Annotated in this window: 13 protein-coding genes; 7 read left to right on the top strand and 6 right to left on the bottom strand. The window is 45.6% G+C overall.

Annotation, left to right across the window (positions count from 1 at the left end; all coding sequences use genetic code 11):
* Positions 1-15: 15 nt before the first annotated feature.
* Complete coding sequence (locus tag R8N28_RS07895; RefSeq protein ID WP_005376731.1) at positions 16-933, bottom strand: leukocidin family pore-forming toxin; 918 nt, start codon at positions 931-933, stop codon at positions 16-18.
* 1,100 nt (positions 934-2,033) lie between these two features.
* Between R8N28_RS07895 and R8N28_RS07890 the strand changes: the two genes are divergently transcribed.
* Both R8N28_RS07890 and R8N28_RS07885 read left to right on the top strand, forming a co-directional pair.
* Positions 2,034-3,008: a DUF1852 domain-containing protein gene (locus tag R8N28_RS07890; protein WP_065274688.1), complete on the top strand. Its 975-nt coding sequence runs from the start codon at positions 2,034-2,036 to the stop codon at positions 3,006-3,008.
* A gap of 30 nt (positions 3,009-3,038) precedes the next feature.
* Positions 3,039-4,067 carry a methionine synthase gene (locus tag R8N28_RS07885; RefSeq protein WP_047103352.1) on the top strand — a complete coding sequence of 343 codons (1,029 nt, stop codon included), beginning with the start codon at positions 3,039-3,041 and terminating at the stop codon, positions 4,065-4,067.
* Between the two features lie 1,197 nt (positions 4,068-5,264).
* Here the strand turns inward: R8N28_RS07885 and R8N28_RS07880 are convergent.
* Positions 5,265-6,284, bottom strand: a complete 1,020-nt coding sequence (locus R8N28_RS07880; protein ID WP_053349644.1) for a DUF2955 domain-containing protein — start codon at positions 6,282-6,284, stop codon at positions 5,265-5,267.
* Between the two features lie 9 nt (positions 6,285-6,293).
* A complete protein-coding gene (locus tag R8N28_RS07875; RefSeq protein ID WP_053349645.1) occupies positions 6,294-7,358 on the bottom strand; it encodes an HlyD family secretion protein in 1,065 nt (354 codons plus the stop codon).
* A 99-nt stretch (positions 7,359-7,457) separates the two neighbouring features.
* On the opposite strand from R8N28_RS07875, the gene R8N28_RS07870 reads away from it, so the two are divergent.
* Positions 7,458-8,318 (top strand): LysR family transcriptional regulator, encoded by an 861-nt coding sequence (locus R8N28_RS07870; RefSeq protein WP_054577055.1) that lies wholly within the window; start codon positions 7,458-7,460, stop codon positions 8,316-8,318.
* A gap of 150 nt (positions 8,319-8,468) precedes the next feature.
* Entirely contained in the window at positions 8,469-9,011 is a 543-nt protein-coding gene (locus R8N28_RS07865) for an isochorismatase family protein (RefSeq protein WP_054577054.1), read from the top strand.
* Between the two features lie 39 nt (positions 9,012-9,050).
* Here R8N28_RS07865 and R8N28_RS07860 read toward each other — a convergent pair whose 3' ends face one another.
* From R8N28_RS07860 to R8N28_RS07850, 3 genes are all read right to left on the bottom strand, one after another.
* Positions 9,051-9,947 (bottom strand): 1-aminocyclopropane-1-carboxylate deaminase/D-cysteine desulfhydrase, encoded by an 897-nt coding sequence (locus tag R8N28_RS07860; RefSeq protein WP_065275076.1) that lies wholly within the window; start codon positions 9,945-9,947, stop codon positions 9,051-9,053.
* A gap of 109 nt (positions 9,948-10,056) precedes the next feature.
* On the bottom strand, positions 10,057-11,343 hold the full coding sequence (locus R8N28_RS07855) for a sensor histidine kinase (protein ID WP_017820496.1): 1,287 nt from the start codon (positions 11,341-11,343) through the stop codon (positions 10,057-10,059).
* Positions 11,340-12,017, bottom strand: coding sequence for a response regulator transcription factor (locus R8N28_RS07850; protein ID WP_065274687.1), 678 nt, complete (start codon positions 12,015-12,017; stop codon positions 11,340-11,342). Before R8N28_RS07850 ends, R8N28_RS07855 begins: the two co-directional genes overlap by 4 nt.
* 152 nt (positions 12,018-12,169) lie before the next feature.
* On the opposite strand from R8N28_RS07850, the gene R8N28_RS07845 reads away from it, so the two are divergent.
* Genes R8N28_RS07845 through R8N28_RS07835 form a run of 3 tightly spaced genes read left to right on the top strand, consistent with a single transcriptional unit; the run spans position 12,170 to position 15,046 of the window.
* Entirely contained in the window at positions 12,170-13,210 is a 1,041-nt protein-coding gene (locus R8N28_RS07845) for a glycosyltransferase family 2 protein (protein WP_318183343.1), read from the top strand.
* Between the two features lie 2 nt (positions 13,211-13,212).
* A complete protein-coding gene (locus R8N28_RS07840) occupies positions 13,213-14,619 on the top strand; it encodes an ArnT family glycosyltransferase (RefSeq protein WP_045412049.1) in 1,407 nt (468 codons plus the stop codon).
* A gap of 4 nt (positions 14,620-14,623) precedes the next feature.
* Positions 14,624-15,046, top strand: coding sequence for a GtrA family protein (locus R8N28_RS07835; protein WP_065274686.1), 423 nt, complete (start codon positions 14,624-14,626; stop codon positions 15,044-15,046).
* Positions 15,047-15,302: the final 256 nt, after the last annotated feature.

Genomic DNA, 15,302 nt, shown 5'->3' with positions numbered 1-15,302 from the left:
CCGCAGGCTAATAAGTTAGTGGTAGAGATCGTCATTCCAAGAGATAGTTACGGCTCGGCTAGTCTCTGTCCATTGACTGCTATCACGATTTTTCTTCCAGGTATTTTCTGGAGTGGTATACCAGCTACACCAGTCGCGACCAAAGTAGTAATTGGTTTTTCGCCAACCAGCAACCAGCTTGACCTCTGATGTATCTAGGCCATCTTGAATGTCATTTTTTCTATATACGACGCCGACTTGTGGTTTAAAGTCTGAACGCATAACGACAGGTAACTCATTGTAATCAATCAAATTACCCATGTCACAACTGGTCCAACGATACAATAACCAGTCTTTAGCTGGCGTATTATGGCGGATAGTCTTGTTTTCAATTAACCAATTAATGCTTTCGTTAGCTTGGTTAAAATCGGCAACCGTTTGAAACTCTGGCTGGTCGTACGTTACACGGTTGCTCCAGGAGATTCCCCCACTAATATTTGGAGAAGTAGAAGCACTAAATCCAAGGTTAAAATCTAGAGACTCACTGACAGATGCCGTTGCAATGGTGTTTTCTGGAGCATGGCTCATGTGGCGTAAAGGGGCACCATTTAAATAGCTCAGTGCCAGCTTAAAAGCCGTTGGAACGGTGTAACGGTAATCTCCCCCAGTGGCAAAACCATAGATTTGTTCTTTGTTTGGAACATTAGTCATGTCGAAGCCAGAGCCGCCATTTAGGATCAACTTAGCTTCTTTAGCGCCATTTGGTAGTAAAGATTGGTTCCAGACATTTTCTAAAGAATAAATTAAGCGGATTTTTTTCGAGCGTGCATCACCATCATCAAGCTGAAGCAACGTCGAAGTGTAAGATTTTAATGTATCTTCAGCATGTGCTGGTGCTAAAGAACCAAGTAAAGCGAGTGCGATAATACTCGCGGAAAGATGCTGTTTTTCCATTATTGTTTCCTATTAGTCAGCCCATAAAGACTTTTGTTTTAAACTATCTTGATGGGCACTTTATAATTATGGACAGGTTATAAATTCAAGCTCAATAAATGAGCGGTGAAATAGTGCATCTTGTTTTTTATTAAAAAAAGAAAAAGGATAGATTCGTGGGATTAATGTCTCATAGTTTTTAAATTCACCTCTCAACTATAATAAATAAGAATTTGGTTATTAAGTCTTGCCTTTTTAAGTTATTGCTTAATTTTAACATTTCTAATGTTATATTGAGCTTTTTTATTGATAAAAGTGAATTTTATAAATGTTAGCCATGTTATTTTTAGGGTTTTTGTTATACCAAACTAAGTAAAGTATCGTTATGTGGTTATCTCGGGTTTATGGGTTCAATTCAAATTAAAACAGTGGTTTATGTTTTTTGTTATTGGTTTTTTAGAACTCAATGTAATAGTTGAGTGATAAAGTCCGTCAATGAAGTTGTCATGTTCGTGTATGAAGTTATATGTGCTTTTACAGCAGGAAATTAAACTTTACGTTTAAGATGATAAAGATAGAAAAAGAAATAAATAAGATAATTAAATAATCATGTTTCGAGAATATAAAATGTAACGTACTTCTAATTAAACGAATGCTTGAATAAACGATGGAGTATGAAAAGTAATATTTAAGTTACGCTGTCCTATATTCCAGTTGGTGCCTTGTTTATACAATGCGTTTTCTCGGCTTAAAACTGGTCTACGTACTGCTAATCCCTTATCAGTTTCTTAATTACACATATTGGCAATATGCTCGCCAAGTTACGTGTATTGGTGTCAATGAAAAACAGTATCTACGATAGCTCTCTCAGGGTTGGAACTCCCACTATGAATTTCCTTCATGTTCAATGTGAAACAATACCAATATTACTCAACTCGTGAAGCAAGTATAAAAAAAGGACTGCTCTGGTGTTAGGCACTGCGACGGTCATTTTTGTACTAACCGTTCGTCGTAAGTGCTGTGCAACCTAACGATTGGGAAAACCAAAAAACAAAAAATGTCCCCATGCACAGAGTTAGGAATAGTCTGCTTTATCTAAGGAAATAGGATACCAACTCACGATGAATAACGATTTCACATTTGCTATCAAAAGCATTCGCTTTGATGAGAATTACCAACCATCAGACAACACGCGAATCACTACCAACTTTGCTAATCTGGCTCGCGGAAACCACCGCCGAGAGAATCTGCGCAATGCGCTCCGAATGATCGATAATCGTTTTAATGCGTTGGCATATTGGGATAACGCGCAAGGTGACCGCTACTCAGTTGAACTTGAAATCATCTCTGTTGATATGGATATCCAAGGTAGTGGAGAAGCATTCCCATCGATTGAAGTGCTCAAAACTAACATTGTTGATCACAACACTAACGAGCGCATCGAAGGCATTGTGGGCAATAACTTCTCTTCATACGTTCGTGATTACGACTTTAGCGTTTTGCTGTTGGACCACAACAAAAACCAGCCACAGTTCAGCATCCCAGCGAACTTCGGTGATTTGCATGGCAAACTGTTCAAAGCTTTCGTTAATTCTGAGTCTTATAAACAGCATTTCAAAAAGCTGCCAGTGATTTGTCTGAGCGTATCGGACAACAAGGTATACCGACGCACCGAAAATCAACATCCTGTTTTGGGCTTTGAATATCAGCCGAACGAATCTTCGTTGACGGAGCAGTACTTCAAGAAGATGGGCTTACAGGTGCGCTACTTTATGCCGCCAAACAGCGTTGCACCGTTGGCATTCTACTTCTTCGGTGACTTGTTGAACGATTATTCAAACCTAGAGCTTATCAGTACGATTAGCACGATGGAGACATTCCAGAAGATTTACCGACCTGAGATTTACAATGCCAACGCGGTTGCCGGTAATTGCTACCAGCCAAACCTAAAAAACCTAGACCACTCGCTAACTCAAATCGTTTACGACCGAGAAGAGCGCAGCCAACTGGCAATTGAACAAGGGAAATTTGCCGAGGAGCATTTCATCAAACCTTATCAATCTGTGCTTGAACAATGGTCTGCAAACTACGCGTAATCGACAACGAGAATCTAGAAAGGAATGACGATGAAAACACTATTACCGACTTCAACGGCTGGCAGCTTGCCGAAACCTTCTTGGCTAGCGGAACCAGAAAAACTTTGGTCACCGTGGAAACTGCAAGGTGAAGAACTGATTGATGGCAAACGCGATGCGTTACGTGTCGCTTTGCAAGAACAAGAACTGGCAGGCGTTGATATCGTCAGTGATGGCGAGCAAACTCGCCAACATTTTGTGACGACCTTTATTGAGCATTTAAGCGGCGTAGATTTTGAAAACCGCAAAACGGTGACCATTCGCAACCGTTATGAAGCAAGTGTTCCGACTGTGGTTGGCCCAGTAAGCCGCACAAAGCCCGTGTTTGTTGAAGATGCCAAGTTCTTGCGTCAGCAAACTAAGCAACCTATCAAGTGGGCGCTGCCAGGCCCTATGACGATGATCGACACACTTTATGATGATCATTACGGTAGCCGTGAAAAGCTGGCTTGGGAATTTGCAAAGATCCTCAACCAAGAAGCGAAAGAGCTTGAAGCGGCAGGTGTCGATATCATTCAATTCGATGAACCTGCGTTCAATGTGTTCTTTGATGATGTGAACGAGTGGGGCATTGCATGTTTAGAGCGTGCGATTGAAGGGCTGAAATGTGAAACGGCGGTGCATATCTGCTATGGCTACGGCATCAAAGCGAACACAGATTGGAAGCAAACGCTAGGCACTGAATGGCGACAATATGAAGAAGTATTCCCTAAATTGCAGCAGTCAAATATCGATATTATCTCGCTTGAGTGTCATAACTCACGAGTGCCTATTGAGTTACTTGAGTTGATTCGCGGTAAGAAGGTGATGGTTGGTGCGATTGACGTCGCTACCAACGAAATTGAAACGCCACAAGAAGTAGCGAACACATTGCGAGAGGCGTTGAAGTACGTTGATGCCGACAAGCTTTACCCATGTACCAACTGTGGTATGGCACCTTTGTCTCGTGAAGTATCGACCGCTAAGCTCAATGCGTTAAGTGCGGGTGCGGAGATCATTCGTAAAGAGTTGGTGGGTTGATATTAATACTTAGGCTCCGCACCATGAACTAAAATTAGGGTCAATCTAGCGAGTTTAAACGAGACTAGGAATCTGATTACAGCTCGCTAGGAAATGACGATAACTTTCGCACTTCAAAGCACTCGGTGGGTAGCTCCTGAATCACCTCGTCCCTCGTTGTTCAGGGTGACGGATGTTGGAAGATACATTGCTCGCCACAACCCTAGGTATTGGTTCTGCTCCAAGAGAGGGTCATTCCAGCGAGTCTAGACGAGACTAGGAATCTGATTACAACTCGCTGGGAAATAGCGATAGTCTACGAACCTCAAAGCACTCGGTGGGTAGCTCCTGAATCACCTCGTCCCTCGCTGTTCAGGATGATGGATGTTGGAAGATACATCGCTCGCCACAAAACCGATATTTGAGCAGCTCCAAGATAGGGTCATTCCAGCGAGTCTAGACGAGACTAGGAATCTGATTACAGCTCGCTAGGAAATGACGATAACTTTCGCACTTCAAAGCACTCGGTGGGTAGCTCCTGAATCACCTCGTCCCTCGTTGTTCAGGATGACGGATGTTGGAAGATATATTGCTCGCCACAACCCTAGTTATTAGAGCAGTTTCAAGATAGCGTCATTCCAGCGAGTTTAAACGAGACTAGGAATCTGATAACAGCTCGCTGGTAAATGACGATAACTTTCGCACTTCAAAGCACGTGATTAGTAGATTCTGAATCACTTCGTCCCTCGCTGTTCAGGATGACGGATGTTGGAAGATATATTGCTCGCCACAACCCTAGGTATTAGAGCAGTTTCAAGATAGGGTCATTCCAGCGAGTTTAGACGAGACTAGGAATCTACTAACAACTCACTGGAAAATGGCGATAACCTTAGAACTTCAAAGCACTCGGTGGGTAGCTCCTGAATCACGCTCGTCCCTCGCTGTTCAGGATGATGGATGTTGGAAGATACATCGCTCGCCACAAAACCGATATGTGAGCAGCTCCAAGATAGGGTCATTCCAGCGAGTTTAAGTGAGACTAGGAATCGGGTTACAGCTCGCTAGGAAATGACGATAACCTTAGAACTTCACAGCACTCGGTGAGTCGATCCTGAACCACGCTCGTTCCTCGATGTTTAGGGTGACCGTTTTAAATAAAAATGCCGCTCACAGTAAAGTGAGCGACATACATTTCCCGTTTCCAGCCTCTGCCAAGGCTTAATTCAACTCCACGTTCTTCATCTCAGGATGCTTTAGCAATATCACACGAATCCAGTGATGCACCACCCACATCACCATCGCGGTGAGCAGAACAGCAACGAAAATCGAGCTGAAACGGTACAAGATCGAAAAGAACGCGTCTTTTTGTTCTGGCACCAATGAGGTCGTCAGCGGAACCGATAGGGCAGACATGGCAGAAAACGCGATAGCCGCTTTAATTTGCCCCTTGGTGAGCCACAAGCAGAATGGCCCCATCGCAATGGTAAAGGCGAGCCAAAAGAGTAGCCCATGCCCATACCAACTGCCCAATATGAGCTGAACAGCCATCCCTGCGATGCAGCCTAGTGCGGTGCCGATGATGCGAATTTTTGCCATGGCGAGCGAGCCCGCTAAAGTCATTGGGGTTAGGATGATCAAAATGGAAGCTTGTGCGGACAGCGAGTCATATAAGTCCGCTACTTGGAATACGATAAATGCCACCATCGCCACTACCCAACCCATAGCAACTTGGCTGATGTAGTCAATATCGCTTTTTACTGGGGTCGACATCTCAATGTGCTCGGCGGGGGACTTTGGCTCAGGGAACAACCAATACGCGAATGCGCAAACAAAAATATTGCTGAACGCCATCACCCACATGTTGACGTTGAACTCTTCAATATCCATGAAGTTATAGCTGGCAAAATTCAACACAATTGAACCCACCAACAGCCCCATGTAACCAAACAAATAGGTTTTCTGGTTCATCATTGCAATGCACTTGAACAGCATCATGATTCCGACGGCAACGGTCATTAATGTTGGATGAAACTGCAAGTATTCCAGCAAAAATGTGGCTTGTATGGTTGTCCACACCGCAGAGAAAAACACGATCAATAAAGCCGAAATATTAAAGTTGTCCATTCTGCCCAATATAAACAGCGGCATCATGATGGCAAAAAATCCGTAAGACCAACCGAAGATCATGCTTAGCGCTAGCCCTAAAGAGCAGCCGAACCAAATTCGTAAGGTTTTCATTGTCGCCGCCTAGTAAATGAAGTGGAACCAGCTTGCGAGGTGAATCTGTGCTTGCGCCATCAACTGCCAGAAAATGCTGTTGTCTGGGTACAAAACAATGGTAGCGCGAGAGCCGACAAACAGTGCTGGTGGTAACTCTTCGCTGCTGGTTAGGTTCACTCGTGTACGCTGCGCATCACGTACCCAGCGGTTGTTCACTTCCACTTTGGTTAGTGCGCCATTAGGCGTTTGTTGTGCGGCTGCTACACCGTAATCGCGGCTAGCTAAATCAAAGTCGTACACCGAACCTGGGTTGGCATCAAATGTGACCAAGGCGTGGAAAGTCTTGTCTATGTTCGCGACGGATTTTTCACGAAAATCAGCGGCTACCCAGAGTGATCCTGTTGGTACAAATGTCAGCAATGGCATGTTGGTGTTTGCCATCGTGCCAACTTCTAGTTGCAGGTTGGTCACGACACCATCACTGGGAGCGAGTACCGCGGTATTTGCCAAATCAAGTTGCGCCTTTTCGATGCCGTTTTTGGCAATTCGAACGGCGGTGCTTTGACCTTTTTGATCGCCTAATTGCGCCTCAATGACTTTTAAGTTTTGTCGTTCCGCTTTAAGCGCTGCACGTGATACCTGATTTTGGGCAAAGGCATTATCGAGTGTCGATTGAGAGATGACTTTCTGCTTCGATAACGTCAGTAAGCGGTTGTATTCGCGGTGTGCATTATCAAATGTCGCTTGTGCGCGGGCAATATTGGCAAGAGCGGCTTCGCGTTGAGAATACAGCGTTGCTTCTTTTTCATAAGCGGATTGCAGAGACAGCTCCGCCTGTTCAAGTGCTATCTTGTATTTACGATCATCAATCGTAAACAACACATCGCCTTTTTGAACGGACTGGTTATTCTCGATGAGAACGTCGGTCACTTTACCAGATACCTCGGGTGCGACTTGGACAACGTATCCTTGCACTCGTCCTTCGGTCGTTAAGGGGGCGTGGCGGTCAGCAATGATAATGTACAAAAATAGTACGATGAACAGGACAATCAAAGTTCGCATCCAGTGTTTGAATTTTTGGTCAGCCGTCATTACAAGTTCCGTTAAACATATTGGATAGCGGATTATAGAGAAGTCACTCACAATTCAGTAGAATGATAATACGAACATAAATGACCTAAAAATAGGACAATGAACGTTAATTTTGATGATATTTACCTATTCACTCAGACGGTGGTTCACGGCGGTATAAGTGCAGCGGCAGAGGCGAATCAACTACAACGCTCAAAAGTGAGTCGTCGCCTGCAAGAATTAGAGAAATCGCTCGGGGTACAGCTTTTGATCCGCACAACACGCAGCATTGAGTTGACGGAGCACGGGAAACGCTTGTTTGAGTTGGTGGGGCAGCCTATTGACCATATTCAGCAAGGTTTAAATGCCATGCATGAATATCAACAAGAGCTGACGGGCAAGGTGCGTTTAGCCATTCCTTCCGCATTGATGAGCTCTGCCGCGTTTAACGCGATCATCACCGAGTACACAACGCGGTATCCGGAGATTTCGGTCGAGATTGAAAACCATCAAGAGAGTGTCGATCTCAAGCGTCAATCGTTTGATTTGCAGCTTCTTCCGAGCGTAGTCAAAGTCACCGATGACAGCTATGTGCAGTTCAGTCTTTTGCCTTATCGTAGTCACTTTGTTGCGTCAAAAGCCTATCTAGAATCGCATCCGCCAGTAAAAATGGTTGAAGATCTTAAGCAACATCGCCTTTTAACTAATCGTTACAATGCCGATTTGCTCGATTCAGATTTGCATGTCGCGTTGCGTTCGGATGACCTCAACTTGCTGCGCTCGATGGCGATAGCAGGAAACGGCATCGCGTTTATTCCTCAAATTCACTCCAAGCCTGCACTGAGAGACGGTTTGTTGGTCGAGGTGCTGCCTCAATTCGCGCATCCGAAGCAGCATCTTACTCTGATTTATCCCTCGGCCTTATTTCTGCCCAATAAAGTCAAAGCCTTGATTGAGCTAATTCGAGAGAAATTTAAATAGTCAGTTCAAACCACTCTTAACTAAGAGCAAATGTGTGAGCGAAGATCATCTTTCTAGGTTTTAGTGCTCTAATATGAAAGGATTCTGATACATTAACTGTTGCTCAACTTGTTGAGTATGGTTTGTGGTCGCACAAGATAGGAGGTGGAAATGTTATCGAAAGGAAACACGGGCCTGATTGTGGTAGATGTTCAGGGCAAACTCGCTACATTAATGCATGAAAGCGACTCACTGATTGAAAATATCACGAAACTGGTAAAGGGTGCCAAAGCACTAAATTTGCCTATTCTGTGGCTAGAACAGAATCCAGAAAGGTTGGGCCCAACCGCGGAGCCGATTCGTGAAGTGCTTGAAAGCACGCATTTACCTATTACCAAGTACACGTTTGATGGCTGCAAAGAGGCGACGTTTAACGTCGCGGTGGAGAACGTAAAAGTGGATACCTGGTTGGTTTGCGGTATTGAGTCCCACATTTGCGTCTATCAAACCGCGGTTTCTCTGCGTCAGTCCGGTTATCGCGTTGAATTAGTCACGGATTGTGTATCTTCCCGAACCGCTGCCAATAAGGCGCTCGCTCTTGCGAAGTTAACCGCTAACGGTGTGGTGCTCACTGGGCTAGAAATGTGTTTGTATGAAATGGTCGAAGATTGCCGAGCACCTGAATTCAAAGAAATTCTGGCGCTCATCAAATAGTGTAATCATTGTAATCAGCAACAACTTTATTTGAACACGCTATTCAAATTCTCGTTGATACCTTGGCAACATCGACTCGTTGCCAAGTAACCCGCCTTGGTGAATGTAAATCACCGTTTTATCAGTGTTCTCTTCCAACCAAGGGGTGAGGCATTGCCACATATACGGGTCGTATAACAGGTCAAATTCGAGGTCGGTTTGCTCAAAGAGCGCTTTCCATGTGATGTAATCTTCTTCGTACAAGCGACCAAAATGGTGTTTGTTGCGCACGGTTAAAATGGTTGGGTGGCTGTTTTCACCGAGCTGGTTGAACTGCTCAGTTAAGTAATCTGCATTGCCTACGCAAGGGCAAGTTAGCACTTCTATGCCGTGTGGGCTTAAATGTTTATGAAGATATAAAGCGGTCGTGCCAGTGCCTGATGGCAGGGCGACGGTAAACTGTTCTTTACCTCTCAATCGCGTCCAATCAAGAATTTCTCGTGCTAACTGTTTGATGCCAGCTTCAGCGAGGTGGGAACGTCCACCCTCAGGAATAAGCAATGTCGACTCATCTAATCTTCGTACCTGGTGGATGTATTCACTAGGGTGGAGTTCGCTACCGATGTCTTGCATGGCAGTGATTTTCATACCCAAATCGAGAGCGCCGCGATAGTTTCCGATGGGGGAGCTTTTTAGCCAAGATGGAATGTGATGAACATAAAACTCAAATGCCCAACCTTTAATCTGGGCGAGAGCCGCTAGCGAGTACATGGCATTAGATTGAGCGGAGCCAAAGCTTATTAACGTGGTGATGTCGGGATTTTGCTCTTCCATTAACGTCATAAACTTACGTGCTTTGTTCCCAGAAAAGTGGGAGTGGAGCATGTCGTCACGTTTAAGGAAAAATTTGTGCCCATTAAAGCTATGTTGGGTGATAGGACTTTCTGAGAGTTTCATGTCGATGCTGACGGAATAAACCGTGTCACCTTTGCCATTTAAAAAGGGCGCGTAGTGTAACGCCATTAAACCCAGATAAAAAGTCTGTGTTTCAGTACAACCATTTCGGTTATTCCTGATGCTCTGACGTAAGGTCAATCACCGCCTCACAACCACCTTCTGGATGTGTACCAATCTTAAATTGCCAGCCATAACGCTGGCATAAATCATCCACAATCATCAAACCCAATCCGTGCCCATCAGAATGTGGAATGGTCGAAAAGCCTTCGCCTTCATCACGTACCGAGATGGTGTTTTCCCCGATGCTGATATGAATTGATCCCGATGGTGTCGCGGCGATGCCGTTGCGAATCAGGTTGCCAAGAATAATGGTCAACACAGCATTGGTAGCGCGCGTTTTTGGGTTTCCGTCGATCTGTACATCAAAGCTGAGTGCTTTCTCATCCGCCTGAGCTTGGCTTTGGAAGATGATTTGGATGAGTTCTTCTTCGGTGATGCTGCGCACTGGTGAATCATCTGCATTACGCTCGTAACGCACTAAGCCGAGTAGGGCATCCACCATAGTCGACATCTGCTGCGTTGCATCTTGAATTCGGTTCACCTGGCGGGTCTGGAAATCCGTGTTCGCACTTCTTGCCAGTAAACTGCTTGAGCCTTTCATTACGGTTAACGGTGTACGCAGTTCATGGCTTGCGTATCGTGCAAAGGCTTGCTCACGCTTGATGACTTGGTTGATTTTGTGGCGATACTCATTCAACTCATCCGCGAGGGTTTGGAACTCTTTGGCCGAGCCCTCTGGCACGCTAAAAGTTTGCGTAGCATCGCCTTGATGATGGTCGAGTTGAGTTTTAAGCGCATTGACGGGTTCAATCAAGCGTTGTGATAAGCGCAGCAGGAGGCTACCAAACAGGAACACCAGCACGGCGACAATGGACAGCACCATAGCGACGACGAGAATGAATTCCTCTGAGGTGATCTCGATTTCATCAATCAAGGAAACCAGAATAACGGGATGTTCAACGCCTTTGTAGGTGTAAGTGCTCATGTAAACCATGCGCGAGTATTCACCGTCTTCTACTTCATCAAGAAAGTGCTTTTGACCAATCAGGTATTTTTGATAGCGCTCGGCAACCAATGAGATGTCGTTGTATGCAGTGGTGAGCAGGTCAAGCTGAATACTGCCTTGCTCTGGGTGGGACTGGAAATGTTCAATTGCTTCTTTTTTGTCGACCATAATACGACGCTCGCCCACGCGGTCTTCAGACCAAAGCAGGGAGCCGGTAATCAACAAAAAGCAGAAGATGCCAATCACGACCGACACAAAAGAGAAAAACAGAGCGAGTCGCCCTGTCATACTTTGTGTGCTTTGCGTGCTAGCAAGTAAGCGATTGATCATGCACCTGTCTCCAAGCGGAAGCCAACTTTCGGCACGGTGATAAGCACATGTTGTTCAAATGGCTTATCAAGTTGGTTGCGAAGTTGGTAAATGTGGCTGCGCAGAACGTCGTTGTTCGGCTCGTTCTCTTGCCAAAGTTGGAAGGCAATTTCTTCGCGTGTCACTACGTCTGGCGCGCTTTTCACAAGCATTTCCAGAATGGTGTAAGTGGTAGGGTTTAGCGCCAACAGTTTATCTTGGCGATAAGCTTTACGCGTTTTTGGGTCGATAGACACTTCACCGTATTCCAATTTGCTCGATGTGACAGTGCCACGGTAACGGCGGATCAGTGCCATCATGCGCGCTTCAAGAATATCCAGATCGAAAGGTTTGGTCAGATAGTCATCCGCACCGTGTTGGAAGCCTTTGAGCATATCGTCACGGCTATCGAGCGCCGTCAGCATAAGTACCGGTGTGTTGTTGCCCGCGTCGCGAAGTTTATTACACATGGTCAGGCCATCCATGCGTGGCAGCATGAGGTCGAGCAAGATGATGTCGAAGGTGTTTTCCATCGCCAGTTTCAGGCCGAGCTCGCCGTTGTCTGCATAATCGAGTTCCATACCTGCACACTCAAAATAATCGAACAGCATGCCTGCGATTTCTCGATTATCTTCGACTAAAAGTACGCGTTTCATGTATTTCTCTCCAAGTGGGCGGGTTTTCGAAAATAAGACTTCGTCTTAACCGAACATTATTCACTAAGAACGTGAAAAAGATGTCAACAACATCTCTTTCACATTGATGTTTGTAGACTGGATTCATTCATCGGATTTAGTGGAAGAGTAGCATGTCAACCTTCAACATTCACGCTGCAACCTTTTCAAAGGTGAGCCAACACACTGAGCCTAAAACAGTTTTGTCTGTTGTGGTGCCATTCTTTAACGAGCAAGAAGTCTTGTCTGAATTTCATCGTCGTTTAGCCGCCGTTTTGGATGAAATGCCAGAACGCTGCGAAATCGTCTATGTGGACGACGGCAGCAAAGACGACAGCCTAATGATCGCGCAAAACTTTTCTCAATCTTCTAGCGACGTTCGTTGTATTGCACTAAGCCGTAACTTCGGCAAAGAGTCCGCCATGAGTGCGGGGCTGGAACACTGTCAAGGTGAAGCGGTGATCGTGATTGATGCTGACTTGCAAGACCCGCCGGAGTTGATCCCGCAAATGGTATCAAAATGGCGTAAAGGGTATGACGTAGTGAACATGCAGCGCAGTGAACGCCACGGTGAAACTTGGTTCAAACGCTTCTCGGCCGCTTGCTTTTACAAAGTGCTTAATAGCATGGCGAAATTGGATGTGCCGGAGAACGTGGGCGATTTCCGTCTACTGAGCGCAAAAGTGGTTAAACACATCAATGCGTTGCCAGAGCGTAACCGATACATGAAAGGCATTTTCTCTTGGCCGGGTTTCAAGCAAGTGACGGTTCAATTTGAGCGTGACGCTCGTTTCTGTGGTGAAACCAAATGGAACTACCTCAAGCTGATTGGCCTTGCAATGGACGGCATCACCTCGTTTTCCATTCGTCCTTTGCGTTTAGCGACACTTGCCGGTGCATTGGTGGCGTTCAGTGCCTTTATCTATGGCGCATTCATAGTGATGAAAACTGTTGTGTTTGGTGAGCCTGTCACTGGCTACCCATCCATGATGGTCGTCCAACTTGCCTTGGGCGGTGTGCAACTGCTGTCGATTGGCCTTTTGGGCGAATACATTGGCCGCATTTTTGTCGAGACCAAGCAACGTCCTCTTTATCTTGTTCAGTCTGTTTACGAGCAGCCTGCAAAACATCAATCCATCCAAACCATGAAGTTTAAATTGGGAGAAACCGCGTAATCATGAGTATTAATAAAACCCATCTGTGGTTGTTGTTGGCGTTTGCTCTTTTACTCCGTCTTATTTCACTTGCCGCTTACCCTTTGATGGACACCACGGAAGCCCGCTACGGCGAAATGGCGCGCTTAATGGTGGAAACCGGCAATTGGCTTACCCCACAGTTTGATTACGGCGTGCCTTTCTGGGGGAAGCCCCCCCTGTTCACTTGGATGAGTGCTTACGGCATTGAGCTGTTTGGATTGAATGAATTTGCAGTGCGCGCGCCTCATTGGTTAGCGGGTGTTGCGACGATTGTTTTTGTTGCTTTCATGGCGCATCGCGCTGGCTTTAATGCAGTCATCGCAGCGTTGGTACTGGCGACGTGTGGCATCTTTTCAATTGCGGCGGGTGCGGTGATGACAGACATGGCACTGACGTTGGCAATGACGATGGCGATGGTTGGTTTTTACTATTGCTGGCTCGGCAAAGACAAACACAGCCGACTGTGGGGTTACCTCGGTTTCTTTGGCTTGGCTTGCGGGCTGTTAGCGAAAGGTCCAGTGGCGATCGTGATCATGGGCATCGCAGTATTTCCTTGGCTCGTGATTCAGCATGGTTTCTTTGGTGCCTTCAAAGCCTTGTGGCAGCGTTTTCCAATTGTATCGGGGTTGGCGCTCATGCTGGCGATTGCTCTACCTTGGTACATAATGGCTGAAATGGCGACGCCTGGATTTATTGATTACTTCATTGTTGGCGAGCACTTTAAGCGTTTTGTTGTCAGCGGTTGGGAAGGGGACCTTTATGGCTCTGCTCATGATCAACCACGTGGGATGATCTGGGTATTCTGGCTGCAATCGGCTGCGCCTTGGTCAATCGTATTGCCTATTTTGGCATGGAAACGTCGTAAGGTACTCAAAGCCATTGAAACCGATCATCAAGGTTTATTTAGCTTCCTGATGTGTTGGCTGATTTCTCCAATGATCTTGTTCACCATGGCTGGGAATATTTTGCCTGCTTACGTGCTACCGGGTGTGCCTGCATTAGGTATCTTGATTGCGATGCTGGTGGATAAACACGATTTCAAATGGCTGACCGGAACGGCAGCGGTGTTGCCAGCCCTGCTTATGATTGCGATGTTGGTTTTGAATATGGGCAAAGCAGATAGTCGCAGCGACCGCATCATCTTCGCGCAAATTAATGACAACGCTCCGGTCTTTTATATTGGTAAGCGCCCGTTCTCAGGCCAGTTCTATAGTCATGGTCAGGCGAAAAAGCTTGAAGACAAGAATGACTTAAACAATCTGAAGAAATTCCACCTGATTGGTAAATCGCAGCAAGTGGATAGCATGATTCATGAAAATGCGTTGAGTTGTACCAATGAGTTCACAGCAAAATCGAAACGCTCACTCTACACTTGTGTGGTTGGGTAACGGAATGCGCAAATTAACAAAGTTTGCTTCGTTAGAAAGGTTTGCTTCGTTAACAAGGTTTGCTCTGGTAGGTGGTGTCGGCTTTATGGTCGACACCCTTATCTTTTCTGTGTTGTTCCATTGGTTTGGTCTGGAGCTGATGCTGGCTCGTGGGATAGCATTTTTGTTTGCAGCAACCACGACTTGGCTTGGCAATCGCTGGCTGACTTTCTCTCAAGCAGAAAAAACCAACCCTTTCGCTCAATGGCAAAAATTTATGGCGAGTGCCTGTATCAGTGCTTTGCCGAACTTTATTGTGTTCAAAGGCGTAACGCTCGCGCTTGGAACGCAAGGAGTGATGGTCTATTTGGCTTTGATCTTAGGCATATTGGCAGGCATGGTGAGTAACTATTTACTCAGTGCAAAATGGGTGTTTAGTAGAGGATAGAAAGGTTCGGGCTTACTCTCCTATCCTCGAGTTAAAAATTCGTTATTTGAACCAATTTTTCTTTTTGTACATCAGAGTAAACCTAAAGCTTTTCATGGGGGATGTAAAAAGGTAAATAAGCCAAGGTTTATACCTTGGCTGCCGTTAGTTCAGATTTTGATTGTTCGATTTCAGATTCCGTTTGCCACTTGCCGTTGTAAAGGTATTCACGCTCAGGAAGTGGGGCATTTGACGCCCTTAAATCAAATACCTCTTC

The sequence above is a fragment of the Vibrio sp. Vb1554 genome (assembly GCF_033344235.1).
The sequence above is the reverse complement of the archived record's forward strand: the minus strand, read 5'-3'. Positions and strand labels throughout refer to the sequence as shown.